19 protein-coding genes and 1 tRNA gene are annotated in these 25,245 nt (G+C 61.8%); 8 read left to right on the top strand and 12 right to left on the bottom strand.

Features of this window, described 5'->3' with window-relative positions:
• Positions 1–4: 4 nt before the first annotated feature.
• Positions 5–3,031, bottom strand: a complete 3,027-nt coding sequence (locus tag ACFQPB_RS21375; protein WP_382227817.1) for a hypothetical protein — start codon at positions 3,029–3,031, stop codon at positions 5–7.
• 302 nt (positions 3,032–3,333) lie between these two features.
• A complete protein-coding gene (locus ACFQPB_RS21370; RefSeq protein ID WP_382227814.1) occupies positions 3,334–4,680 on the bottom strand; it encodes a DNA cytosine methyltransferase in 1,347 nt (448 codons plus the stop codon).
• Between the two features lie 591 nt (positions 4,681–5,271).
• Here ACFQPB_RS21370 and ACFQPB_RS21365 point away from each other — a divergent pair.
• From ACFQPB_RS21365 to ACFQPB_RS21340, 6 genes are all read left to right on the top strand, one after another.
• Positions 5,272–5,547 carry a hypothetical protein gene (locus ACFQPB_RS21365; protein ID WP_382227811.1) on the top strand — a complete coding sequence of 92 codons (276 nt, stop codon included), beginning with the start codon at positions 5,272–5,274 and terminating at the stop codon, positions 5,545–5,547.
• 3 nt (positions 5,548–5,550) lie between these two features.
• A complete protein-coding gene (locus tag ACFQPB_RS21360) occupies positions 5,551–5,949 on the top strand; it encodes a hypothetical protein (protein WP_382227808.1) in 399 nt (132 codons plus the stop codon).
• An 88-nt stretch (positions 5,950–6,037) separates the two neighbouring features.
• The gene (locus ACFQPB_RS21355) at positions 6,038–6,982 is read left to right on the top strand and encodes an ArdC family protein (RefSeq protein WP_382227805.1); all 945 of its coding nucleotides are present in this window, start codon (positions 6,038–6,040) and stop codon (positions 6,980–6,982) included.
• Positions 6,979–7,443, top strand: coding sequence for a RadC family protein (gene radC, locus ACFQPB_RS21350; protein WP_382227803.1), 465 nt, complete (start codon positions 6,979–6,981; stop codon positions 7,441–7,443). The genes ACFQPB_RS21355 and radC overlap by 4 nt, the downstream gene beginning before the upstream one ends.
• Before the next feature lie 146 nt (positions 7,444–7,589).
• Complete coding sequence (locus ACFQPB_RS21345) at positions 7,590–8,312, top strand: Sak single strand annealing protein (RefSeq protein ID WP_382227800.1); 723 nt, start codon at positions 7,590–7,592, stop codon at positions 8,310–8,312.
• 120 nt (positions 8,313–8,432) lie between these two features.
• Entirely contained in the window at positions 8,433–9,314 is an 882-nt protein-coding gene (locus tag ACFQPB_RS21340; protein ID WP_382227797.1) for a YqaJ viral recombinase family nuclease, read from the top strand.
• A gap of 488 nt (positions 9,315–9,802) precedes the next feature.
• On the opposite strand, the gene ACFQPB_RS21335 is transcribed toward ACFQPB_RS21340, so the two are convergent.
• The gene (locus tag ACFQPB_RS21335; protein ID WP_382227794.1) at positions 9,803–11,668 is read right to left on the bottom strand and encodes a CHASE2 domain-containing protein; all 1,866 of its coding nucleotides are present in this window, start codon (positions 11,666–11,668) and stop codon (positions 9,803–9,805) included.
• Complete coding sequence (locus tag ACFQPB_RS21330) at positions 11,649–15,209, bottom strand: tetratricopeptide repeat protein (protein ID WP_382227791.1); 3,561 nt, start codon at positions 15,207–15,209, stop codon at positions 11,649–11,651. The genes ACFQPB_RS21335 and ACFQPB_RS21330 overlap by 20 nt, the downstream gene beginning before the upstream one ends.
• A 106-nt stretch (positions 15,210–15,315) precedes the next feature.
• On the opposite strand from ACFQPB_RS21330, the gene ACFQPB_RS21325 reads away from it, so the two are divergent.
• Positions 15,316–16,902 (top strand): HD domain-containing phosphohydrolase, encoded by a 1,587-nt coding sequence (locus tag ACFQPB_RS21325; RefSeq protein WP_382227788.1) that lies wholly within the window; start codon positions 15,316–15,318, stop codon positions 16,900–16,902.
• Between the two features lie 5 nt (positions 16,903–16,907).
• Here ACFQPB_RS21325 and ACFQPB_RS21320 read toward each other — a convergent pair whose 3' ends face one another.
• Complete coding sequence (locus ACFQPB_RS21320; protein WP_382227785.1) at positions 16,908–17,117, bottom strand: NF038104 family lipoprotein; 210 nt, start codon at positions 17,115–17,117, stop codon at positions 16,908–16,910.
• A gap of 86 nt (positions 17,118–17,203) precedes the next feature.
• Here ACFQPB_RS21320 and ACFQPB_RS21315 point away from each other — a divergent pair.
• Positions 17,204–17,280: transfer RNA gene (locus ACFQPB_RS21315), tRNA-Arg, on the top strand.
• A gap of 189 nt (positions 17,281–17,469) precedes the next feature.
• Here the strand turns inward: ACFQPB_RS21315 and ACFQPB_RS21310 are convergent.
• The 7 genes from ACFQPB_RS21310 to ACFQPB_RS21280 all read right to left on the bottom strand — a co-directional run.
• Entirely contained in the window at positions 17,470–18,078 is a 609-nt protein-coding gene (locus ACFQPB_RS21310) for a hypothetical protein (protein ID WP_382227782.1), read from the bottom strand.
• 139 nt (positions 18,079–18,217) lie between these two features.
• Positions 18,218–19,021 (bottom strand): hypothetical protein, encoded by an 804-nt coding sequence (locus ACFQPB_RS21305; RefSeq protein ID WP_382227779.1) that lies wholly within the window; start codon positions 19,019–19,021, stop codon positions 18,218–18,220.
• 56 nt (positions 19,022–19,077) lie between these two features.
• Positions 19,078–19,440, bottom strand: coding sequence for a hypothetical protein (locus ACFQPB_RS21300; RefSeq protein WP_382227777.1), 363 nt, complete (start codon positions 19,438–19,440; stop codon positions 19,078–19,080).
• Positions 19,437–22,325 carry a hypothetical protein gene (locus ACFQPB_RS21295; protein WP_382227774.1) on the bottom strand — a complete coding sequence of 963 codons (2,889 nt, stop codon included), beginning with the start codon at positions 22,323–22,325 and terminating at the stop codon, positions 19,437–19,439. The genes ACFQPB_RS21300 and ACFQPB_RS21295 overlap by 4 nt, the downstream gene beginning before the upstream one ends.
• 118 nt (positions 22,326–22,443) lie before the next feature.
• Positions 22,444–22,707: a helix-turn-helix transcriptional regulator gene (locus ACFQPB_RS21290; RefSeq protein ID WP_382227771.1), complete on the bottom strand. Its 264-nt coding sequence runs from the start codon at positions 22,705–22,707 to the stop codon at positions 22,444–22,446.
• Between the two features lie 198 nt (positions 22,708–22,905).
• The gene (locus tag ACFQPB_RS21285; RefSeq protein ID WP_382227769.1) at positions 22,906–23,694 is read right to left on the bottom strand and encodes a hypothetical protein; all 789 of its coding nucleotides are present in this window, start codon (positions 23,692–23,694) and stop codon (positions 22,906–22,908) included.
• A partial coding sequence (locus tag ACFQPB_RS21280; protein ID WP_382227766.1) for a hypothetical protein occupies positions 23,691–25,245 on the bottom strand: 1,555 nt, incomplete at its 5' end. The genes ACFQPB_RS21285 and ACFQPB_RS21280, both read right to left, overlap by 4 nt.

Genomic DNA, 25,245 nt, shown 5'->3' with positions numbered 1-25,245 from the left:
CTCCCTATGCTGTTGTCGTTGGTTGAAGTTTGGAGCCCGCAATCGAGGTTATAGAGTCAAGTTCGCCGCCCAAGCGGGAGGCGACGATAGACGCGACTTCGACCGGAACGTCGCGGAAGCGTAGCCAGTGGGCAGGAAAGAACCCCTCATAGACCAGGCTCACGAATCCGATGACCCGGACGTTCTGGCTAAGCATGGGCAATCTATCGTTGATCGCTTCGCCAGTCCTCAGGAAGTGAACTTCCGCGCCAAATCCAGAACACAAACAAAGTGTTCTCTCGAGGACTGATGGAGGCCGCATGCGAGCTGGAAGCCAGAGGTCGCGTGTCTTAGGGTCGTAGGGAAATGGCCACGGCAATGCATCCCGTCTTTCGTACTTTTCGCACATCAAACGAGCGAAGGCGAGCACTGAAATCCAAGTACCCCATCGGGAGTCATGGATGTGCGAATACCGACTGTTGCCCGCCTGATCACGAGTACCGAGTACGTATAGCTGGAGCGGCCAGGCCTGTGGGTCGTCGAAACGGAAGAGCTGAGCACCAATCTCCCTGTCGATGGTCATCTGCTCGCTGACTGCGGAAGAGAATTGTGCTGAGTGCCATTTCATGCGGTGCAAGTTGGAAAGCTTCGTGGCAAAGTGTTCCCAGCTATCTCTTGCGAAAGTCCGACGCGCATCTTCAACGGAGCCTGACCAGGTTGCGATCGAAATAGCCGGCGCTGTACTGAACTGGAAGCCTATCGCCTTGCTTGCTTGACGGATCTTGTCGAGCGACTCGGCGGCGACACGCACCACAGGCAGAAAGCCGCGCCCCTGACCCTCCGCCGAGACCAGCAACTCGTTGCAAGCTCGAAGTCGAGCCCACTGCGGCAGCGTCAGAGTTCCCGCTACTCCCGCCACGGCTAAGCCACTGAACAAAGTCGGCAGCTCGTACAAAGATGGCTCTACGCTGTGCACACGCACGACATGCCCCTTGGCGTCCGTTTGAATCTCCAGGAAACCTCTCGCTCGAAGATCCATCAACAACGGCATCGGATCGGCGTCGACGCACTGTCGCCGCAGTTCATCTCTGGCTGCTCCGTACGCGATTGTCCCGAGTCGCCCCAAACTATTCAAAAACTTCGCAGTTCCCGCATCCTCGATCGACTGGGTGAGTACATCATCGAAGTTGGCTGTTTCGGGATAGCCACCAACCTCACGGCGGGCGTCAAGGACATTAAGGCCAATCGTGGTACCCCTGAGCCCTTCCTCATCGCTTCGCGATTGTCCAAGATTTCCAATTGAATAGGATTTTGTCTGGCCTCGACCTTCGCCATCTCCGTACGCAATGCGTAAGCGTGCTTCCGCAAGCGGATGGCTGCCTACCAGTACTTTGATGTCAAATGCACCTCGGAGGTCGGCGAGGTGCTTGATCACGAACCGCTTCGTCAAGGCTTTGGATTCGCCGCCCTCTTTGGGCAAGACCTCTTCCAAAGCTAGTCCGGGCGCTTCGATACGGCTGTTATCTGGCGCTTCGATATCGACAAAAGGCAGATCGTACGCGGCAAAGATGCGGGCACCGCCGCGCAAGAGCGGGCGACCTCCGACCAGTCGGATACGAGCGGCCGGCACGTTTGCCGGATCGGCTGCATCCGAAAGATACTGCCGTTGAGATGCTGAGAGCCGCTCTGACAGGGGGATGCAAGCGAGCCACCAGGAGTCAGGCAGCCCGCTGGAGGGCACAGTCTGAAAATCGATTCCTTCTGCTTGCATCCACCTGCGGGTCGAGGCTTCAACTCCAGGGCTGCAGAGCACATAGGATGGACCGAAAAGTGGAATGTCGCGCTCGACCAGATAGTCGCCGTACTGGGGGTCAACGGTATTCCAACAAAGCGTGCGCCGCGCGGAGCATGGAATATGGAACGACCGGCGCACTTCTTCCATCGAGCCACCACTCTCGTCATCGAACGCAACGACGACTTCGACGGCAGCTGTCGCGGCGAGGACAAGGGCGTCGTTGCATGATTTCCTGTGCAACTCGGCAGGGGCAGTCACAAATGTCGATTCAGCAGCATGAAAGCGGGCTGGTACTGATTGCCCCACCAGCCGCATGATGCAGAACCGGTTATCGGTTGGGGCCTGAATGCGCCAGCGTACATCCCAGCCATTCTCGACGTCATCGGATTCGGACAGAACCAAAGTGACGAGTTCACCTTCGCTAGGGCCGACCTCGACGCCTTTAGCCTGATTGCTAGTCCCAGTAGCATGTGTGTAACGAGGTTTAAGACCGTCCCAAGAATCAAGCAGTCTTTGAAGCTGGGTATGGAGCGGATCTTCGTAAGACTTGTCCCCCATGGCGATGCGCAAGGCGATGCTGAGGAATTGGGCATCCCGTCCGTCCGCCAGCAAGCGCACCAACAGTTGGGGGGTCAGCTTCTCCCCTGGTCGCAGATGCAGCTCGGCGAAGAGCCGCTTGAGATTGTGCTCGTCCGTCCTGCTGATGAGGCACTGGGATCGTGGCAGCCCAACATAGCAATGCGCCCCGAGGACTCGTCGCCTGAATATTCCAAATCGACCGCTGCATTCTCTTATCGACCACGCCTCGAGGTCCTGCCACGCGTGCGACATCGCGTTAGTTACGACGCCGGTATTCGGGAATCTTGATCCTTTCCCCAGCAAAGATTCAACCTCAGCATAGAAGCCTTTGCCTTGTCCTTCGGACGAAGCAAGTACCCATAGGGCTAGGATAGGCAGATAGGTTGGTGCTCTTGCATCCACGTAGTCGACGTTCGACGTACCGGGGTCGATGTAGACGCTAGCCGCAAGAAATCGATCCTTTCTCTGGGACGCCAGCAACAACGCCGCTTCTGCGCACGTCTCGATTCCGGACGGCAGCCATGGTGCACCCGCCGACACAGCTTCGACTAGTCCAGCAGCGCCGCCAAGGTGTATGCCGAACGAGTCAAGCTCGTCTCGAGTCGTGTGAAGCCAAACCTCTTCCTGCGCCGAGGCAGGAGAAAAGAACTCTGAGAGCAGCAGAGAGTTCCACTTCAAGAATCTTGACATCGTTAGCTCGCGTCAATCCTAACCAGTCTGGATTCCGGGCGACCCAGTTAGCCGCGAGACGTCGCTTGAATGCGAGCGGGTACCAAGCGCGTGCGCACGCTCCTTTTGGCTTCGACTAAGCACAAATCTTTCCCCTTCAAGTTCATTAATGCGAAAACTAATAATGCCACACGTACCAACCCAAGTGGTGGTGCCCCCCTAAAAAGGGTGTTTTCAACCTTGTTGAAAATGCCGGCAAGGGGCTGAGCGATGACAAGCAGGCAGATCCCTACTCGCAGTCCAAGGTTGAATCAGCGGCAAGGTTCAGGGTCGCCGCCCTCAAATTGGGCGTCAGACTCGGAAATAGCCTCAACGACGGCAAGGCCCAGAGCTCGGCCTAGCAAAGGCGGCACAGCGTTGCCGACTTGCGTGTACCGTGGACACTCTTTGGTTCTCAGCGCACCGCCTGTGGTGTATTTACCCTTGAATCTGAACCAGTCAGGGAAACTTTGGAGCCTAGCGCTCTCTCTGACAGTAAGAATCCGAGGCTCTTCATAGTGCAGAACGTCATCTGGGAGGGTTGTCAAAGTGGGCGCTGGAACGTGTGGGGCCATCGGATAGATCCGATGCTTCTTAAGTCCGTACTTCTCTCGGAACTTTTCATCCATTCGAACCCCCTTAGGGCATTCAGACAGGATGAGCTGAAATCGATCACGCACAGCATCTCTGTGCTTGGCTAACCTCATGCTATCCATCTCATCATCTCGACAGCCCCAGTGCATTAGCCTTTGGTATGGTGATTCCTTTGATGGGCCCTCATAAATAGCTTCCACAAAACCCGGAGGGGACTCGGGGTCACGACAATTTTGTTTGGGCTTGATCAGCGCACGCAGATCGTGGATTGCGTCCCGGGCAGAAACAATCTCAGACAAACCTAGATCCTTCAAAACTCCTAGCCTTGAGTCTTCTAAGATGTCGAAAACTCTCTCTACTCCACCAACCAAACGCTTGCTGACCTCACGCCGAAGTCCAACGACAATCAAACGGACTCGCTTTTGAGGTACTCCGAATCGTGATGCGTCGACAAGCTTACCCTTCACATCGTAGCCAATGTCTTCGAGCTGTGCCTTAAGTTTCTCGTAGTAGGACTCACGAGCATCACTGCAAGATGGTTGATCGAGTCCTTTGGACGCGTGCGCAACTTTCATTCCAGGCACGTTCTCAAGAATTAAGGCCTTTGGCTGTACTGCATTGACGACGTCAACATATTTCTGAAAGAGCTGATTTCTCGGGTCAGCCTCATTTCTCTTGCCAGCAAAGCTGAACCCTTGGCAAGGTGGACCTCCCGCCAAAACTTCCACTTCACCCTCAAGCGCATGTAGCTCTCGGAGGTGTTCATTGAGTAGGTCATCAACGCTCCAGTTTTTCTTCTTGAGCCAATATGGCCAAGCGAATGGCTTGACTGGTAGTCTCCGGTCATTTAAAAAATTTGCCCTAAATGTTTCGAATGCCATGAAGTCGCGCTCAATTGCGAAACGCCCCTCAAGCCCTGCCATCGCCAACCCCAAAGAAAGGCCTCCGCAACCCGAAAACAGGTCAATAAAGGTGGCACTCTTCAAATTAGTCAACGAGGTTTCTTTTAATGTTTTTCCAGTCATCTGAGAGAAAAAGTCGAGGTGTATCCTGCCCGTATCATGGTCTATAAAGGTGTATATACAACTGGGTTACAGAGAATTGCGTTTAGAAGTTGCTCAGCTATGTTGTTGGCTCGTTCCCTCCAGGATACCTCATCCCGAAGAGTGAGGTCATCAGACCTACTGCTACTGGAAACCGCGAACTGAGTAAAAAGCAGGCAGCCATTGCAGTCCAACCAGCTAAAACTGTACGGTAGGGCTGTCGCCGTGATGGTCTGTTGTGCGGAGCCGCTGACGCATTCGCAGTACAGATTGTTCGCCGGAATCAAGTGCAGCGCACACACGGTCACATGGACCCTCGCTCCCCCCGCCTTAAGAAGGCACCCCGGCTTCGGAATTCACCTTGACCGGCCAATAAGGAGTCTCTTTCCCTCTCCAGGAAGAGACTCCTTTTTTCGTGACCGCTTCGATCACCCCCTAACCGACGACCTAGTCGTCGGTGCCGTTTCAGCCAGTTGCAGCCGCTTCACCTCGTTCAGCGCCTGCGTCGTGCGTCTGCTGTGTCGTTGACGACTTCAGCCGCCACGACATCCTCAACCTCACCTGGAGTTCACCATGATCGAAACCGGCATTGCCATCTTCCTCAGCCTCGTCTTCATCCTGGCCAAGCTGCCCCGCCGCCTCATGCTGCGGGCACTGCGCCACGACATCGCCATAGATGTCGCCGTCACCTTCCTGGTCCTTGTTATCCACTGGGGCACCTTCAGTGGCGTGATGGCAGCCACTTTTGCCGGCCTCCTCACCAGCGTGGGCACCAGCGCCGCCAAGCGCCTCTTTGGCTACATCCACCGCGACCAGTACGTGCCCGGCTTCATTCACCTCAAGGTCTGAGCCATGGCACACCATCACGCTTCCTCCTCTGCGACTAACTCAGCAACCCAACGCCGCAAGGCCATGATCCGCATGCTCGCCACTATCTCCGGTGACGTGGCTGTGGGCATGGTCCTGGCCTCGGCCTGCATGTGGATGATCCACATCGCCGCCTGGGGAATCTTCCTGAGCTTCTTGGCGTGGCTCATCGCTGCGGTTCTGGCCCTGGTCATCTCCCAGTACGTCGTGCACCCAACGGTCAAGTTCGTTCTATCGGATCGCAAGCTCGACGACGTTACCCGCCGGGTGTTTGGCCTCACCGAGCTGTTCTACGCCCAGGGCGTTCGCTCCAGCCAGGACATCTGGCACGCGCTCAAGCGCACCGCTGGCACCGTCCAGGGCCGCTGGCGACCCGCTGGGTGAGTGCCCTGGCTTTTTGCTTCCTTCATCCCCCTCAACCTATGCCCCGTGCGCTCATCCCGCCGGGGCTTTTTCATGTCTGGAGACCACCATGTCCCGCTCCAACCCTGAGCACCATTCCGCTCATCACTCACCATCCACGCATCACGACCTCTACGCCGAGGTCACCAACGCCATCATCGCCGCGCTGGAAGCCGGCACACCGCCCTGGGTCTGCCCTTGGAACAAAGGCCATGGCAGCCTCATTCCGGCCAATCTCACCACGGGTCGTCCTTACCGGGGCGTCAACGTGCTGCTGCTCAACCTCCGCCAAATGGCCTGTGGCTACAGCCGCAACCACTGGCTGACATTTCAGCAGGCCCACAGCGTCGGTGCCCGAGTACGCAAAGGCGAACACGGCACCCGCATCGTCTTCTTCAAGCTCATGGAGCGTGACGACGACAGCGCCCCTGGCCAGGCCGCCAACGACGAACCCACCCGCCGGGTCATCCCACTGTTGCGCTCGTTCACCGTCTTCAACGAGGCCCAGGTCGATGACCTGCCCGCCGGCCTGACCTGGCCCGAAGCACCCGAGTCCATCTGGAGCCCGTGCGACGAGGCCGATGCGGTGCTCGTCAAGTCCGGGGCTTTGTTCCGGCACGGTGGCGACCGAGCTTTCTACACACCCAGCCAGGACTTCATCCAGATGCCACCGCCCGAGGTGTTCGAGAGTTCGGAGCGCTACTACAACGTGGCGCTGCACGAGCTCACCCACTGGACGGGACACCCCAGCCGCTGCAACCGCCCGCTGGCTGGCCGACAGCACATCGAGGCCTATGCCTTCGAGGAACTGGTGGCCGAGATGGGATCGGCGTTTCTAAGCAGCCACTGCGGCCTGCCCACCCAGCTGCACCACGCCAGCTACATCAAAAGCTGGCTGCAGGCCCTGCGCGATGACAAGCGCTTGGTGTTCACCGCCGCGTCCCAGGCCCAGAAGGCCGTGGACTTCCTGGTGGGAGAAGCCAACGTTGCCCAGCGCGAGGAGGTGAACGCATGAACACGACCGCTAGTGGCAACAGCTACGACCGACCTGCGCTGGTTCAGCAGGCCCTGGCCTGGCTGGAATGCGAGGTCAGAGAAGCGCCGGCGCTTTCCTCACCACAGGCGGTACGGGACTACCTTCGCTTGCGCCTGGGTGACCGGCCGCACGAGGTGTTTGCCGTCCTGTTCTTGGACGCTCAGAACCGGCTCATCGAGACGGTCGAGATGTTCAGAGGCACGCTCACACAGACCTCGGTCTACCCCAGAGAGGTGCTGGTCGAGGCGTTGAACCGGCAGGCAGCCAGTGTCATCTTCTGCCACAACCACCCCAGTGGGGTGGCAGACCCGTCACCGGCAGACATCGCGCTCACGCGGACACTCAAGTCCGTCTTGGCCATGGTGGACGTGCGGGTGCTCGATCACTTCATCGTCACCCGCTCAACCGTGGTCAGCATGGCTGAGCAGGGGTTTGTGTAGCGGCCCCCGGCACCGACCGAACCCGAAAGGGGTTTTGTCGGTTTTGTAGGGACACCCCCCGCGTTCTTCCAACGCAACTCTTCTTCACCCAACCCCGCCCGGCACAGAGCGATCTGTCCGGGCTTTTCTTTTACCTGGAGCACACCATGACCACCCAATCCACCACCACCGCCGTCGAAGCCGTGCAACCGCAGCAACAGGAGCCAGCCTTCGCACAGCTCTATGCCATCAACGTCAACGAATACGTCGAGAAGAAAGGCGGATTCAGCTATCTGAGCTGGCCCTACGCAGTGGCACAACTCCGTCTGGCCGACCCCAGTGCTACATGGGAAGTTCGTCGTTTCGACCGCTTGCCATTTCTCATCACAGAAGCCGGCGTCTTTGTCGAGGTGGCTGTGACGGTTCAGGGTGTCACCCTGAGCCAGATCCACCCAGTGCTCGATGGTCGCAATCGGCCGCTGCTGTCACCCACAGCGTTTGACATCAACACCAGCATCCAGCGCTGCCTGGTCAAGGCGATCGCGCTGCACGGCCTGGGGCTCTACATCTACGCAGGAGAAGACCTGCCTCAGCCTGTCAATCAGGAAGCAGCGAACGATCAGCCGATGGCGGTTACAACCCCTGCCCCAGTGTCACCACCCGAGTCCAAGCCAGCGGCCAAGGCGCCGGTACAGGGCCGCCAACGGCCTGCTGTGGCCACCATCACCCGCGCCCAGCAGACGCACATCCACAAGCTGGTGCTAGAGGTGGGTGTCGATCTGGATCGTGTGCTGGCCTATTTCGGTGTCCACGCCTTGCAGGACATCGCCGCCACCGACTTCCTGCGGGTGATCCGCTCGCTGGAGAAGCGCAGAGCCGCCGTCGCTTGAGGCGGCGGGCCGGTCATCAATCACCACATCTTTCAATCCGCACGCGCGGGGGCAGCACCTACAAAACCGACAAAACCCCGGTTGGCTGCCATCGTGCGTGCTTTTTATTTGGAGCGCATCATGAACCTCAACGATATTCCCACACCGGTCATCGTGCAACTACAACAGGGCAGTCCCGCGTGGCTGGCCTACCGCCAGGCCAAGCGCAACGCATCCGAGTCGGCCGCAGTCATGGGTGCCAGCCCTTGGATGACGCCTTATCAACTCTGGCTGGCCAAGACCGGCAGGCAAGAGACGACCGTGACCCCGGCCATGCAGCGCGGCACCGATCTGGAGCCGCTGGCCCGTGCTGCCTATGAGGAACAGACCGGACTGGTCATGCAGCCGCTGGTACTCGAAGCAGGTGACTACAGCGCCAGCCTTGACGGCATGACGTTCGAAGGCGACCTGGTGCTAGAGATCAAGTGCCCGGTGCGTGGCACCCGGTCAGACCTGTGGCAGGACGCCCTTCAGGGTGAGGTACCGCTGCACTACCGGATTCAGGTTCAGCACCAGCTCATGGTCAGCGGCGCCCAGACGGCGCACCTGTGGGTGTTTGACGGCACCAGAGGAGTGCTGGTCAGCATCGAGCGCGACGAGGCCCTCATGGAGGCCATCCGAGCCGCCTGGGACGGGTTTCAGCCTCATCTCGATGGCGACACCCCGCCAGCGCTGTCTGACGCTGATACGCGGGTTCGGACGGATCAGGCGTGGCAGGAGGCTGCCCGGCGCTATAGCGAGGTCAAACGCCAGGCAGATGCGGTCGCAGAGCAGCTGGAACAGGCCCGGCAGGCTCTGGTGGCCTTGGCAGATCATCCGAAGGAGTCGGGAGCCGGTGTCACTGTCAGCCGGTATTGGAAGCAGGGCAACGTGGACTACAAGCGAATCCCGGCGCTGCAGGGGCTGGATTTGAGTCCGTACCGTGGAAGGGCGCGAGAAGAAGTAAGGGTTAGTCTGGGGTAGTGCAGGGACTGTCAGATTTGACGATTGTTTACAGTTGTGCTGTCAGCGCGTTGCGCTGGCCCCGTGTCACCTCCCTGCACGGGTCCGCTCTAAGGCGGATTGCAGCCCGGCCAAGTGCCGGGTTTTTTTATTTCATAAGGCACGGCACAACGCGCTGAAGGCACGCAAATACGGCTGCAACCTATAGCGCTCATGCGCGCCGTTTCTTGGGGCACTCATGGGACACTGGTGGGACATTTGGTGGCACGGAGGCTCCTACAAGCCACAATCGGTAGCCGCATGTCGCAACAAAAACTTTATTCTGAATCAACGACTTAGAATGTTGCCAAGCATTTGTGCTGAGTTGTGATTTGTTGTGGTTTACGGGCCCGACACCGTCTCATAATCCTTTGGTCGTAGGTTCAAGTCCTACACGGCCTACCATTTCGATGTCGCCCCCCAGGCCAGCCTTGTCCGCTGGCCTTTTGTTTTTCTGGCCGCGTTGCCTGCTACAACTTGTCCAGGGCCAGTGCCGGCTGGCCTGCGGCCTCCAGCTGCCGCGTGCTCGACGCCACCAGGTCCGCATCGTTGCAAGGCGTGTAGACGCGCACGGCTGCCGTCTTGCCTTTGACCACCACATCGGCCAGTGGCCTGAGCAGCGGGGCGCCTTGGCCCAGCAGGGCGGCGGTGCTGGCCGATAGCAATATGCCCGTGCCAAAGGCTTTGTTGGCCCCTTCCAGACGCGCGGCCAGGTTCACCGTGTCGCCGATGGCGGTGTACGAAAAACGGGTTTCCGAGCCGATGTTGCCCACCACCGCCGGCCCGCTGTGGATGCCGATGCGCATGCCAATCGGGGGCAGCCCTTGGGCTTGCAACCGTGTCACCATGGCCGCCATGGCCTGCTGCATTTCGATGGCCGCGTCCACTGCGTGGCGGGCGTGGTCGGGCACCGGCAGGGGGGCGCCCCAGAAGGCCATCACCGCGTCGCCGATGAACTTGTCCACCGTGCCGTGGTGGCGGTGGACGATGGCGGTCATGGTGTTGAAGTACTCGGTCAGCACGGCCACCGTGTGTTGTGGGTCCAGCCGTTCGGCCAAGGTGGTGAAGCTGGCGAGGTCGGTGAACATCACCGTGAGTTCGCGCGTTTCGCCACCCAGGCGCATCAGCTCGGGGTGGGCCACCAGTTCGCTCACCACCTCAGGCGGCACGTACTGCGCAAACATCTGGCGGATGTGGCGGGCGCGCCGCCGCGTGGCCACAAAACCCCAGACGGCACTGACCCCATAGGCGGCACCCAGCATGGCCAGCAGCGGCGCGGGCGATGCCCAGTGGCCGCCTTGTGCAAACGCTGCGTAAGACAGGCCCACGCCAGCCGCAGCGGCGCTGGCCGTGCCCACCGCCACCAGGCCCGGGTGCATGCGCAGGGCGAAAGCGGCCAGCAGCAGGCTGAACAGGCCACCCGCACCCAGCGTCCACCAGGGCGAGGCCGACACCAGGCCGTTGCCCAACAGGCGGTTGGCCAGCAGGTGGGCGTGCAGCTCGACCCCGGGCATGAGGCGGTCGCTGCCGTCCAGCCAGGCAAAGGGCGAGTTGAACATGTCGGCCTGGCTGGCGGTCAGCTCGGTGGCGGTGCGCAGCGATCGGCCCACGAGCACCAGCTTGTTTTTGAAGAAGCCCGGTGGCAGCAGGCCAGGCGTGACGGCCTGGTAGTAGGAACGCGTGTCGATGCCACCGCGTGGGCCGTTGTAGCGAATCCAGTCGGCCGCTGAGGCGGTTGCACCTTGCGCTACCGCCAAACGGGCCGACAGGCTGTCGGGGTCGGCCGGTGCGCGGCGGACCACAAAATCGGCATCGGTTGAGACGCCGGCCTGGCCCGCCACGGCGCCGGCGTCGAGCAGGCGCTGCAGCGGCGTCACCTCGGTCCACAAGGTGGTCTGGCCGGTGTCCAGCCGTTCGCGTGTGGCCGCCAGCACGACAGCGGGCGTGCCACCGGGCTGGCGCCAGCGGGCGATGGCGTCGGCCATTGCCTGGTCTTGTGCGGGGTCTCCGGGCTCGGCAAACACCACGTCGAAGGCCACCGCGCGGGCGCCGTCTTCGCGCAGCCGGTCGATCAGCGCCGCGTGCCATTGGCGCGGAAAAGGCCAGGGCTGCTGCAGCTCTTGGAAGCTGGGCTCGTCGATGGCCAGCACGACGATGGGCAGGTCGTTGTGGTGTGGCGCGCTCAGCACCGTGAAGGCGTCGAAAAAGGGACGGTCTGCCGCCTCGCCCAGCGGGCTCCACCACCACACCGCCGCCAGCGCCGCCGCCAGCCACACCAGCAGGGCGTGGCCCAGGTCGCGCGTGCGGCGCAACAGTTCAGAAACGAAGGCGCGCATCCACCACGTAGCGTTGGGTTGTGCGGGCCGACTTGGGCGCGAACAGGTTCAGCGCCGCCACACCCACGAGCCAGCGTTTGTCGGGCGATTCCCACAGGCCCATCAGGTCCATGCCCCAGCCTGAGGGCAGGGCGGTGAGGTTGCGGTCGTCCTCGAAACGCTTGCCACGCCACACCACGCGGCCGCTGAGGTACATGCGCTGGCCGCCGCTCCAGGTGGCGCCCAACACCAGGGTATTGCGTGGCACGTAGGGAATGCGCAATGTGTGGATAGGCGGCGCTTCGTCACTCAGACGGCTGCTGCCCAGCGCATGCACCCAACGCGCGTAGGCCGACCACTGGCGGGTCAACATGCGGCTGGCGCCCAGCGAGAGGCGGTGCAACCGACCTTGTTCGAAGTCGGGATCGTCTTCGAGGATGTCGTTGGCCGAGAGGTTGTCGAGCTGCTGGTTGCGCAGCTCATCCAAAAAAGGCAGGCTGGGTGTGCGCAGGTCCACGCCCAGGGTGCCGGGGTTGTGCACGCGTTGGGTGTCGGCACGCAGCAACAAGAAGCTGCGCTCGTCGGGGCTGAAGCCCAGCTGCACGGTGGTGCTGCGGCTGCGGCCACCCGCTTGCACCAGGCGGTCGTCCACCGCCAGCCCGGCGGTTTCCACCGGCGCCAGGGTGTTCACGCTGATGGGGCGTTGCCAGTCCTGGTAGGCCATCCGCAGGCTCATGCCGGGTGAAGGCACCCAGGCCACGCCCAGCCGTGGCGTCCAGGTGCGCCGGGTCTGGTCGATGTTGACGTCGTCGCCGCCCACCACGTTGCTACCCAACAGGACCACACTGTTCTGGCCTTGTGTGCGCTCGCGCAGGCGGTTGTGGGCCAGCGCGGTGTCGATGCGCCAGGCGCTGTCGATCTGGTGTTGCCAGCCAGCGTGCAGCACCTGCAACCGGCGTTCGATGTGGTTGGTGCCGGCGAAGGCCAGCACGTCGCTGGTGGTTTGGCCACCCTGAGTGGCGTACACCGGGCCGAGCGCGAAGGCCTCGCTGCGTTGCGATTCACGCCCGGTTTCCAGGCCCAGCGTCACGCGGCTGCGTTCGCTCCACTCCAGGGTGTGGCGCAGTTGCACGTCGCTCAGGCGTTTGGTGGGGTTGGCAAAAAAGCCCAGCACACCAAAAAAGTCCTGCTCAGAGAACGCAACGGGGTAGTTGCGCAGGTCGGTGCGTTCGCTGCTGCGGCCCAGCTTGAGCCAGCTTTGTGCCGTGGGCGACCATTTCCACGAGGCGCCCAGCACGCCCTGGCCGAAGTGGTGGTCGAAGTCCGAGCCGCTGCTGATGCCCTCCAAGTCCAGCACCTGGTTGTGGCCGCGCAGGGCCACGTCAAAGCGGTTGCCGTAGAGGAACAGGTTGAGCTGTTCGGTGGGTTGCAGGCCCAGCCCCAGGGTGCCCACCGTGGCGCGCACGTCGGCGGTGCCGGAGGTATCGACGAAGGCGGGCAGCCCGGACACCCCGACATCGATGGGGAAGCGGTCGCCCTCCACCGTTTGCAATTTGCCAAACAGGGCGATGGGAAAGCGCTCGTTGAACAGGCCGTTGGCGGCGGCGTAGGGCGACTGGATTCGGGCGAACTCGTGGTCGACGTTGACGCCCACGGTGCCGTAGGCACCCGCGCGTTGCAGCAAGCTGGAGAAACCCGGGCTGGCGCCAAAGGCCAGCGGGTCGGTGAGAAAACCCTGGAACAGCCGTGAGTTTTTGTTGAACTCGCCCGCGTAGCGGTCGGCCAGGAAGAGGTGGCTGCCGCCCCAGTAGGGGTAGTCGCTCTGGTGGGCCAGTTCCAGCGCCCAGTCTTCCAGGCCAAAGAAGGCCAGCGAGGCGCCGAAGTTGGCGCTGCCTTGCTGGTTGTTGGCCACCTGGTTGAGCGACTTGAGGTAGGGCAGGCGGGCCACGGCGGCGCGTGCGGCCTGCACGGCGGCGTCGGCCTCGAACAGGTCGGTGTGGATTTGCGCCAGCAGCAGGTGGGGCACCGGGTCCTTGTCATCGAGTTCGACGGCGCGTTGCAAGGCGGCGCGGGCATCGGTGTGGCGCCCGAGCTGGTAGTAGGCCACTGCCGTGTAGCTGGCGGCGCGGCTGTAGCGGGGTTCCATCACGCCAGCGCGCAGCAGGGCATCCAGGGCCTCAGCCGGGCGACCTTGTTTCAGGCGCAACAGGCCCAGGCCTGTCTGCGCCACGTAGTCGCCGGGGTTGGCTTGCAGCGCCTCTTGGAACAGTTGTTCGGCTGGCGCGATGCGGTTGGCCTGGGCCTCCACCGTGGCGAGTTCACCCACGGCACCGGGGGTGTGCGGGTCCAGCGACAAGGCTTTGGCCAGCGCCGCACGCGCCTTCGCCAGGTCCTCGCGTTCGCCTTGTGCGCTGCCCAATGCTAGCCAGCCACGCGGGTCGGCGGGGGCGGCTTGGGTTGCGCGCTCAAAGGCGCTCAAGGTGCCGGTCACCGCCCCTTGGCGACGTGCCAGATCACCCTGGGCCAGCCAGTGGCTGGTGCTGTCGCTGCGGCGCGGGCGTTGCAGCGTGGCTTGGGCTTGGTCAAGCTGATCGGTGAGCAACTGTGTTCTGGCAAGCATGGCCAGCAGGTCGGGATCGCTGGGATGGCGGGCCAGGCCGGCCTCCAGCGTGCGGCCGGCGGCGTCGGCTTCGCCGCTCACCAGTTGCAGGTCGGCCAGCAGCAGGTGGGCGGCTGCGGGGGCTTGTGTGTCCCGCAGCGCGCGGCGCAAGGCTTCGCTGGCTGGGGCCATGCGGCCGGCCTGTGTGTGGTCGGCGGCACGCAAGACGTCGGTCCAGGCGTCGGTGTTACTGCCCAGTGCGGCTTGTACGGCTGTGCTGTCGCCACGCTGCAGGGCTTGCCAGGCGTTCTGCAGACGTGCAGGCACGGCGCTGCCGTCGAGGTGACGCAGCGGCTGGGCGGTCAGCGCCTGCACCCACTGCACGCGCTCGCGCGGGTTGCTCAGCTGCAAGCGCACGGGGGCTTTGCCCACTTCGGCGATGGCGGCCTCGTTGCGGCCCACGTCCAGGCTGCCCAGCGCGTTCGACAAGGTGACGGTGCCCGACAACACGGTGAGTTGGGTGCGGCCATCGGAGCCCACGTCAAGCTCCCAGTCGGTGCCGCGGATGGCGGCGGTGGCGGCCGGTGTTTCCACCGTCAGCGGTCCACCTGCGCCCACGTTGCGCGTTTGGGCCCAGGCGCGGCCCTGGCTCAGCGACAGGCGCGTGGCGGCGCCCTGGCTGGCGACAGACTTCACCTGGAGCACGGTGTTCTGGTTCAGGCGTATCTGCGTCTGGTCTGCCAGCAGCAGCGCCATGCGGGCCGACTCGCGGGTACGCACAAAACCGCCGGGTGCCACTTGCTGGCGGGCTTGCGCTGCCTCCCAGTTCTGAACTTCGGTGGCGCGGCGGTCGCCCGGGCCTTGCAGGTGGAGGATTTCGGCGTCCTGTGCCCACGTTGTGGTGGTGCACAGGCACAGGAAAGTGGCCAGGGCCAGGGGGTTCAGCCGGCTGGGTTTGGGCATGGGTGCTCCCGAGAACGGTGACACAATGTTAATGCGCCGAACCGGTGTGACGTAGGATTTCAAATATTGTGAATTCTCTGGGTCAAAAAAGACGGGGCACGTTGTGATGGAAACCACAGACACCTTGCTGCGGCGTTTTGAGCAGCTCAACGACGTGGGCACCGCGCTGTCGCAGGAGCGGCGCATCGACCATTTGCTCGAACGCATCCTGCTCGCGGCCAAGACCATCACCCGCGCCGAGGGTGGCACCTTGTACCGGCTCACGCCGGACGAACAAAGCTTGCGCTTCGAAATCGTGCACAACGACCGCCTGGGCATTGCGCTGGGTGGCGCCAGTGGCCAGCCCATTTCGGGCAAGTTCCACGATCTGCCGCTGCGCCTGCCAGATGGCGCGCCCAACCACCACATGGTGGCCGCCTATGCCGCCAACACGGGACGCACCGTCAACGTGCCCGACGCCTACGAAGCGGAGGGATTCGACTTTGCGGGCACGCGCCGATTCGACGAAAGTACCGGCTACCGCTCCCGGTCGTTTCTGACCGTGCCCATGAAAAACCACGAGGGCGATCTGATCGGCGTGTTGCAGTTGCTCAACGCGCTCGATCCCGCCTCGGGCGAGGTACTGGCTTTTACCCCCGCCGACCAGCGCCTGGCCGAGTCCCTGGCCTCGCAGGCGGCGGTGGCGCTCACCAACCAGCAGTTGTTGGCGCAACTCGAGGCGCTGTTCGAATCCTTCATTGGCCTGATCAACGCCGCCATCGACGAAAAATCGCCTTACACCGGTGGCCATTGCCAGCGGGTGCCCGAGCTCACCATGATGCTGGCCGAGGCGGTGAACACCACCACCACCGGCCCGCTGGGCGAGGTGCGGATGACGGAGAAAGACTTCCACGAGTTGCGCATCGCCGCCCTGCTGCACGACTGCGGCAAGGTCACCACCCCCGTGCACGTGGTGGACAAGGCCACCAAACTTCAGACCATCCACGACCGCATCCACGAGATCGATGTGCGCTTCGAACTGGTCAAACGCGAGGCCGAACTCAAGCACTGGCGGGCCGTGGCCACGAGCCAGTCGCCCGCCGGTGGCGATGCCCAGTTGGCCCACTTTCTGGAGCAGTGCGACGTGGACCGCGCGTTTTTGCGCCGCGCCAACGTGGGCGGTGAACGCATGAGCGACGATGACATGGCGCGGGTGCGGCACATCGGACAGGCCTACACCTGGGGCGATGGCAATGGCACCCAACGCCCCTTGCTCAGTGCCGACGAGATGGACAACCTCTGCGTGCGTGCGGGCACGCTCACTGCCGCCGAGCGCGAGATCATCAACCAGCACATCAGCACCACCATACGCATGCTGGAACAACTGCCCTGGCCCAAACACCTGGTGCGTGTGCCCGAGTACGCGGGTGGCCACCACGAGCGCATGGACGGCAAGGGCTACCCCAGGGGTTTGAAGCGCGATGAAATGAGCTGGCAGGCCCGCATGATGGGCATTGCCGACATTTTTGAAGCGCTGACCGCAGCCGATCGGCCGTACAAAAAGGCCATGCCTTTGTCGCAGGCGCTGGCCATCATGCGCAACTTCAAGGAAGGCGGGCACATCGACCCCGACCTCTTTGACGTGTTTGTGGACAAACAGGTGTACCGCCGATACGCCCAGGCCTTTTTGGCCCCGGCCCAGATCGACTGCTGAGGGCCTCAGTCTTCGGGTTTGTCGTCGCCGTCGGGAATGACGGCATCGGCCACGGCGCCCACCGCCTTGGCCGTCACCTTCACGCCCGTGGCCACCACGGTGACCGCGGCGTCGGCCACCGCAATCACCGCACAGCCTTGCAGGGCCATACCCGCCAAGAGACACAGCACCCACGGGCGCTTGAACGAAGACTGGGCAGGGCGGGCAAGAGGCATGCTCGGCAATGTACCACTGCGTTTTTTCACGAAATGTGAGGGGGCTGGTCAAAACCCAAAAAACAGTGCTACAATGCAAGGCTTCAGCGGCTGTAGCTCAGTTGGATAGAGTACTTGGCTACGAACCAAGGGGTCGTGGGTTCAATTCCTGCCAGCCGCACCATATGAATCAAGGACTTAGAGTTGAAAGACTCTAAGTCCTTTCTTCTTTGTGGCATCTGAAGCCATTCTGGTTGCCGTTCGGTTGCCGTTTCTCGAAATCTACCTTTGCCGGGACGTGGGTCGCTGGATTAGGAGATACATAGTCGAACCGATAGAACCGACGGTTTAGCGTCGTTTTTGCGAAACAGATTTAGCTGCTCAGCACCTTGTGCAAAAAGCCAAACTTGAGAGCGATGTCGTGCAAGCTAACCTGCACCAGTTCATCGTGGCGGCGTTCGAGCTGCTCGTAGGTCGTCAAGTGCATGCCTTTAGGCCGGCCGCCATTGCCGTTCAAGATGCCTGCCTCCCAACCCAAGCGCTTGCGCAGCTTCTCGGCCCGGCTCGCCGCCCGGTCGCCAGCGCCTTCCTTCTGCGTGGTGTAACCCAGCCCGTAACAGTTGCGGCAGGCAAAGTACTTGCCCGGCGCGTAGAGCACTGCCACCCGCTTGTTGCACCGGGGGCAGGTAAACCAGCGGCGCTCCCCGCCCAGGTGGCATGCTGAAGTTTGTGTGTGCACCCGCTGCTCGACCAACTCGCCCGTGCTCTTCACGCGGTAGGCCAGCACCAGGCTGTGGTGCCAGTCCACCCGAATGCTGATGCCCGCCACCTTACGGTCGTTCACCAGCCATTGCCAGCTAAAGCTGAGGCCTGGCATCAACACACCTGCGCGTGCGAGCTTGCGGATGTCCAGCGGCATGGAGTCGTTGGTCTCTGGTTTGCCGCAGTAACTGCTGCGCCTTCCGCTTCCTCGTCCACCCATTTTTATTCTCCAGTTTTTGCCGAAATCATTTGGCAAATTGAGCAGGTGTAGCGCGCCAAAAAGCCATCAAATGGCCTGCAACCCGCATGGCTGCTTGCTCTGCGATGTTTTGCGCGCTGGGTAAAAACGCACATGCTTTTCACGGCGTCCGGCTGCTTCTGAGGTCTTTGAGCTTGATGAGCATGGCCAAAGTGCGCTCGAACTTGCGGTCCAGGTGGGTTTCGTAGCGTGAGAGCTTCTCCAGCCTGTAGGCTTGCAGGCCTTCGCCAAGGGTTTGGTTCACGATGGCGTCGTGGTGGCGGGACTCTTTTTCTTGCTGGTAGACAAGGGGTGAGACGTGCTCGGTGATGAACGCCGCCAGCCCCGTGGCGTCGGCTGTGTATTCCTCGTCTTCCACGTACTCTTGCCACCACTCGCGCGTGTCGGGCAGCAAGGCGCGCAGGGCCTTGTCATAGGCGCGGTCGCCGCCTTTGCTCAGTATGGCGCTGGCCTTGTTGGTGGCATCGAGGTCGTGCCGGGCAGACTTCTGATTTTCGGTTACATCTTCGGGTGTCTGGTCCATCACGTCTTGGATACGGATGCTGTCACCAGACAGGCCCAATACAAAGGGTGCCGCTGCCGGGATGATGGTCTTGGCGTTTCGGGAGGATTCTTTCAGCCCCTTGTTGATGGTGGCCCCTTCGGCTTGCAGCACCCGGCGCTTGCGCCAGATAACGCTGGCCAATTCTTCTATGAGGTGCTGCTCTGTCGCGCCGGCTGGCAGGTGCTCGTCCATCAGCGAGTTGACCAGGCTTTCGTAATCGGCATGGCTCTCGTGGCTGAGCACGGTGTAGCGGCTCAGGATGCCGTGCTTGAGGGCATTGAAGCGGACAGCCTCGTAAGGTTTAGGCTGAGTGTCTGCAGTCGGCAGCAGGGTGGCGGAGCTGGCGTTGTTCGTGTGCATGGCGGGCCTTCAGTAATCGCGTTCAGGTCATCGAGCCGACGAGGGCATGGCAAGGTTCAAATAGGGCATGTTGAATACGCCTGCCACAGCACCATGCCCACGTTGCAGCATTGCCCGTATCGGCGGCCACGGCCTGCAGCAATGCATGTTGGGCAGCCGAAGTGGTGTGCGTAGTAGGCTGCTGCCAGTTCTTTCCAATCCACCGCGTTATCGGGTGACTCCGGCGCGTGGATGGCAGCGTCGTTGGCCGCCGTCAACCAGTCGATGAGCAGCGTCTTGCTGCTGCGGATGAGGTCGCGCAACTCCGCCGTCAAATGGCTGGCCGGTGCCACTGCGAGCCCGCCGGTGGGAACCAGCGAAAGCTTGAGGCCGGCGTCGGAGAGCTGGGCCACCACGGTTTCTACAGCCGTTGCGGTCATCGGAAATACTCCACGTCATCAAGCTGATTCGCCGACACAATGTCGTCGCCGTCCTGAATCTCGCAACTTGGCGCAACTCTCGCAACTGTGGCGGTGATTTTGTCCGTTGCGGCACGCTCCACCGTGCGCACCACCGTCCAGCGTTTCAAGCCATTGGTCTTGTTGGCGAGCACAAGGCGCAGCCCAGTGCACAGCTGACCTGAGTGACGCTCCAGCCAGCGGCCCAAAATCCGCACGTTGAGCTTGCTGTTCTGACCCGCGATTTCGTCGAGCGCATCGAACAACACGCAATGAGCGCCGTTCAGCTCGTTGGCCTTGGCAATGGCCTGCGCAGGTGAAGTAGGCGTGGTGCCGAAAGTGGTGACCCAGGCATTGAGCAGTGCCGCCAGCTTGGAAGTCTCGGGGTTCTCTGACGCCGCACGGTCAATGGATTCCGCAGGGTCAACAAAGGCGGGCAAGTCAGCCATGTCGCGGCCTGACTCTGCCATGCGTTCGCGAAGCCAGCACAAGGGTTGCCGCACCAAGTCGTCCCACAGTTCAAACGAAGCGATACGCCCTTTGGCCGCCTTGGGTCTGCCAGCGGCGATGTAGGCCCGCACAATGGTCAGCGCGGCTACCACCAAGGCTTGGCGGTTGTTGCAGACCTCGGCGAGCGGGTCGAACTCGAACTCCCGTTTGAACGGCGTTTCAATCTGCGCATCGAGCCGCGCCAGCAGAATCCGGCGATGCGTGTCGCCCGTCAAAACGAGGTTGTTGCCCGACACCAAAAACAGAGCACGGTTGGGCAGTTCCACGTTCTCCGATACGCCCAACACGCGGTCGGCAAACAAAGACGATGTCAAAAACGAGTCGATCACCGAGTTCCCCAGGGGCTCCCGCACGTTGTCCCACAGCAGCACCTTGGAGCCGCCGCGCAGGGCAGCAAACAAGCGCTTGCGGCACTCATCTTCTTCATTCGTGGGTGGCAGCACGGCGACATCACCACCCGTTGCCAGTGCGCCAATGCACTTGGCCAGCAAGGTCTTGCCGGTGCCCGCCGCTGGCGCATCGAACCCGGTAGCGGGGCAGGTGGGCAGCGCCGGGCGCAAGCAGGCAGCCAACATGGCGGCCAGGGTGACGCCAACGGCAACTTTGTCGGCAAAGGGGAACAAGCGGATGGGATGCCACAGCTTGGCCAATGCGTCCAGCGCTTGCTCAACCGTGGGGGCCGAAGGCACGGTCAGTGGATAGGCTTCACTGGTGACGTACATCAACCCGGTCGCCGGGTCATGGCCGGGTTCATCGAGCACGCTGCCATCAGGCCGCAAAGTGGGCGCCGTGGTGACGGCGGTCAGCTTGCGGAAATTGCGGCTTCCATGTTTGGCGAGGATGGCGTTGGCAATGTAGGTGGGCGCGTCTTCCGGGATTTCTCGGGTGGAGGTGACATTACCTTCCTCATCGCGCTCGGTCTTTACGCTGTAGAACTCGGCCACCCGGCCCGCATGGTCCACCAGCCAATCGCGGCTGACTGGAGTCGCCTTGCCATCTGCCACAAAGGCAATCGCGTTGGTGCCGAAGTCAAACAACTCGCTGCGGTCGCGCAAGATATGCAGCACCGCGTCAGTAGAGTCCACCCGCATACCCCGGCCCAACTGCACCCGAGCCGACTGGCGGCGCAACTCATAGCGCATGCCGCCGTGCCGATGAGAAAACAAGTCTGGGCGGGTGCCGTTAAGCAAGCGGGCCACGGCAACGCGCTTGTCTGCGTCTGGGTCCAGCGGGTCGGCGAACCGGGTGTTGTGCCAGCGGTGCGGGTTGTCCAGTAGCTGGGCCACATGCACCACCTGGCCGTCGGCGCAAGTGAGTTCAAAGTCACCCATCAGCACCTGATGCACCGCAGCGCGCTCCAGTACATTGGTGGCCTGCGCCAGCTTGATGCCACGGCTCTGTGCCAAAGCAGGCGCCTTGTCCGCCACCCAATTGCGGCGGGCCGTGTCGCACTTCTCAGCTACGGCTGCGCGCGCCGCCTTGAGCCCGGCTTGGGCTTGCTTCTTGATGGACGGCGTGGCGCTGTCGATCAGCACGCGCAGGTTGAACTGGGCCGTTGCGTCGCCATAAATCACCCCTTCAACCCCGGCGCGTGTCACACCGTCCACCAGCACCGAGGGCCCGGCAAAGTCCAGCCGCTCGGGCTGCCATACCGACACATCCACCAAGCAGCGTGGCAAGCGTTGGCCTGCAACGCCGATGTCACACCAGCCCGCGCCGGGCGTGGCCCACAGCAGGGCCTCCAACGCCTTACCCGCCTCTGGAATCAGCGCCGCATCTGCCACCGGGATGTACAGGCGGTGCCGGGTCAAGCCAGACAGAATGCTGCTGTCCGGGCTCACACAGCCGGCCGACGCACTGGGCCGCCAGAGCATGGGGGCATCGGCCAACACCGGTGCCGCTGCAATCAAACGGTCCCGAAACTGCAATGGCGACAGCTCGCCATCGGGCACACCATCGTGGTCCAGCATCATCACGCCCGGCGCGGCCCTGAACTTGAAGTTCTCGCGGGTGCGGGCAATGGCGCCTGCTTCCTGCGCTTGCGCGTCCCCCTGCGTGCACACCGCCACCGTGTCGTCTTTGGTCACGCCCCAGGTGACGGCCTGCGCGCTGGTCAGAGCTTCAAGCTGGTGCTTGAGGCCGTGCAGGTCCGCCACCACCACGCGCTGCGCTTGGCCCCGGCTGAGCATGGCCGAGGTTTCCTTGCGCATGCCGCCATGGGCGTTCATGCCGATGATTTTGGTCAACCGGACGGGTTGGCTACTAGTGATGACCGTGAAGGCCAAGGGCAGCTTGGTCGGCTCTGCGCAGTTGCGAGAGTTGTCTGAAGTTGCGAGATTCTTGGCAAGGTCGTTCATACACAGCCTTTCAACGCGACACCCAGAAAGAGTGCCGTTGCAAACACTACGAATGGGACATAGCGGGCGCGCGGCCCGGGTGGAATCAATCGAACATCGAAATCCAGCACTGCGCTGTTCATTGCCCCAACCCCCAAGCTGCCATCAGCTCTTTGCGCTTGGTGTGAAGCAGCTCGACCAGTTCACGGATTTGGGCATCGGTCTTGCCCGAGATACGCGCTGCGTTCAGCGCTTCGATTTCGTTGGACGGCCAGCCGACGGCGCGCGGGCCCAAACTCACCGGCTTAGTCCACAAGCCTTGCGCAATGCGCAGGTAAATGGTGGAGCGGGAGTAGCCCGACTGGGTTTTGGCGGCTGGGATGCGCAGGATGGTGGTCGTCATGTTGGCCCTCTTTGACAGCTATGGAACAAACTCAGATGCAAGTCTGTTTGAGCGTTTTGGGCGACAAAAGGCCCATGCGGCTGCCTGCCGCAAGCGGTGTCTCAGAGGGAAATGTGAGTTTTCTACCTGGAACAAAACCGTGCCAACCGGTGCGCTCTCAGGCGAGAAAGCTGGGCGAAATCTGTCCGCCCAACTATTTCAAGACTTCATGTGTTTCTTGATGGTGCTGGCGTCGCGCCCCTTGCCGGCGGGGGTCTTGGCAATCTGCTGCGAGTACCAAACGTCCGAGTGCCCTGGACTTTTCTTGCGCAACGCCCGGTAGGCCTTGTTCCAAGTGCCATACATGGCCTGCGTGTCCATCTTGCGTGCTTCGCGCTTGACCGTGCTGGGTGTATGGCGCGGGTCTGCGGTGGTCGCTGCGTCCACCAGCTGGCGAACGACTACTTGGTCCACCATGAAGCAGCCATCCACAAAACCAATCACATCCGCCAGCGGCACTGCGCCTGTGCCCACCACCAGCGCCAACGGGCTTTGCACGCGCAGGCACAGCATCTGGGTGCGATTGTGGCCGCGCGCTATGCCAATGGGCAGCAAACTGATTTCAGTGGGTTGCATGGTGGTTCGCTGCAGCCCGATGCTGGCAGCCACAAATCCGCACACCGCCTCGGCATCACAGCGCCATTGGGCCAGCCGTGCCGCGGGGATGGCAACGCGGTTAATGTCGCTGCGCTTGTCACACACCACGAAGGATGTGACGGACCCATCGGCACGCGCCAGGGTGTGCACAGGCATGCTGCATTCCTGTTCGCAGTCGTGGCAGACCACGCTGATGGCGGGGCGGGCTTTGCGCAGCAGGTTTTGCGATTTCAATGCTGACACGGCTACTGCTGGCCACCCGCTGAGCTCTTCCGTGTTGACCGTCACCGCTGCGCCGCCGAGCGTGCCGACACGACTCAGCAACTCGACCAAGGCGGCTTCGGGCGTCATTCCACAGGTTCAGGTGCCACAGCGGCAGGCGCCACAGCGGCAGGTGCTTCAGGCGTCGGCAACTCAGCGATTTCGCGCGGCTCGATGCCCGAGTCGCTGAGCATGTCGCGCAGCTTCAGGTCCAGCGCGTCGTATTTCAGAGAACAAGAGTTGGGGTGCGAGATACTGATCTTCACCGTCTTGGGTGGTCGTCCAGCCTCAACCACCACGCGCACTGATAGCTCCACTTGGGCTATGTCGTACTGCGCCATGGGCATGGCCGTTTGAATGCGATCCAGCAGCTTGTACACGGCTTGCGGGTCTTGGCTGGTGTCGGCTTCCAGCGAAATGCGTTCCCCTTTGGTGGCGCGAGACGACAGCCGCAGCTTCTTGACCACAACGCTCTCAATGCCACTGCCCGGCTCGTAGGTAAATTCAAAATTGCGCTCCCGCAGCGGCCCGAGGTCATACACCCGCGAGTCTTTGGGATCGGGCGGCAACTCGGACAATTTCAGAATGGCCGTGGCAAACATGGCTTGCAGTGGCTCGATGGCTTTTTTGGCGCCGCGATAGTTCAGGTCCAGCGAGCCTTCGGCCTGCGAGTAAACAAAAACCACCTCAAACGCTGGCGTATGCGGGCGCTGCGCAAAATCGCCATCGACCCACTCAATGCTTTGCTGCGAAAAGTCTTCTGGGTAGGCAAAGAAATAGTCTCGCTCGCCACGGCGAAAAGGCTCCACCACGCAGTTTTTGCCGCGCCCCTCGGTGTGGTGAAAGTAAGTGCGCATGGCAGTGACCAGTTGGTCGACGCTGGCCGCATCCACCGCCGCTGCCTGATGCCCTAGTTTCTTGCGTTTGCGCCAGTAGCTCAGGGTGTCTGCGTGATAAAACCGCGTGGCGCCTTTCCAGAATTCCGGGTGGTCGAGAAACGTGACCATCGCGCGTTCATAGTGGCTGGCCATCTCCGACAGCTTGTCCACAAAAGCCGTGCCGCCAACGGGGTCGGCAGCTTGCTCGAAGTGGAACTGCGCTTCGTCCAGGATGGCGCGAAAGCCCTTCTCGCAACCCATCTCGAAAATGTCAGCGAACTCAGCGTCCATCGCACTGCGCTGACCGTCTGACAGGTACAGCCATGCGCCAAACAGCGCATCGGGTTTTGTCTCCGGCATGGCGACAAAGTCCAGCTCGCCAAACACGCCGCGCCCTGCAAAGTAGCGGGCCAACAAGGCGTTTGGCATCTGCCGGAAAAAGTCTCTGGTCGAGTAGTGACGGGCCATGTGTTCTCCCTGCTGGACGTTGAAGTCAGCGTATGGCGAACGCTGCCGGACGACTCTGAACCTTGCTGTACATTGCAGTATATCTACAGCCAATCCGCCGTTGGGAAAATTATGGCCACAGAAAAGACCACCACCTTGACCTTTCGTATTGAGCCCAACATCAAAGAAGGGCGGATTCAAATCTGAAGTGCAACACCTGCCACCGAGTAAGGTCAGCAGATGCAAAGCAGTCCACCCAGAAGGTATCAACAGCTCCAGACAGAGGACCGCGTGACGCTGGCCAGCCTGGTCCAAC

This window comes from Hydrogenophaga atypica (assembly GCF_042665215.1).
In the GTDB taxonomy this organism is placed as follows: domain Bacteria; phylum Pseudomonadota; class Gammaproteobacteria; order Burkholderiales; family Burkholderiaceae_C; genus Hydrogenophaga; species Hydrogenophaga defluvii_A.
Note: the sequence above shows the minus strand (reverse complement) of the source record. Positions and strands in the feature narration are given on the sequence as shown.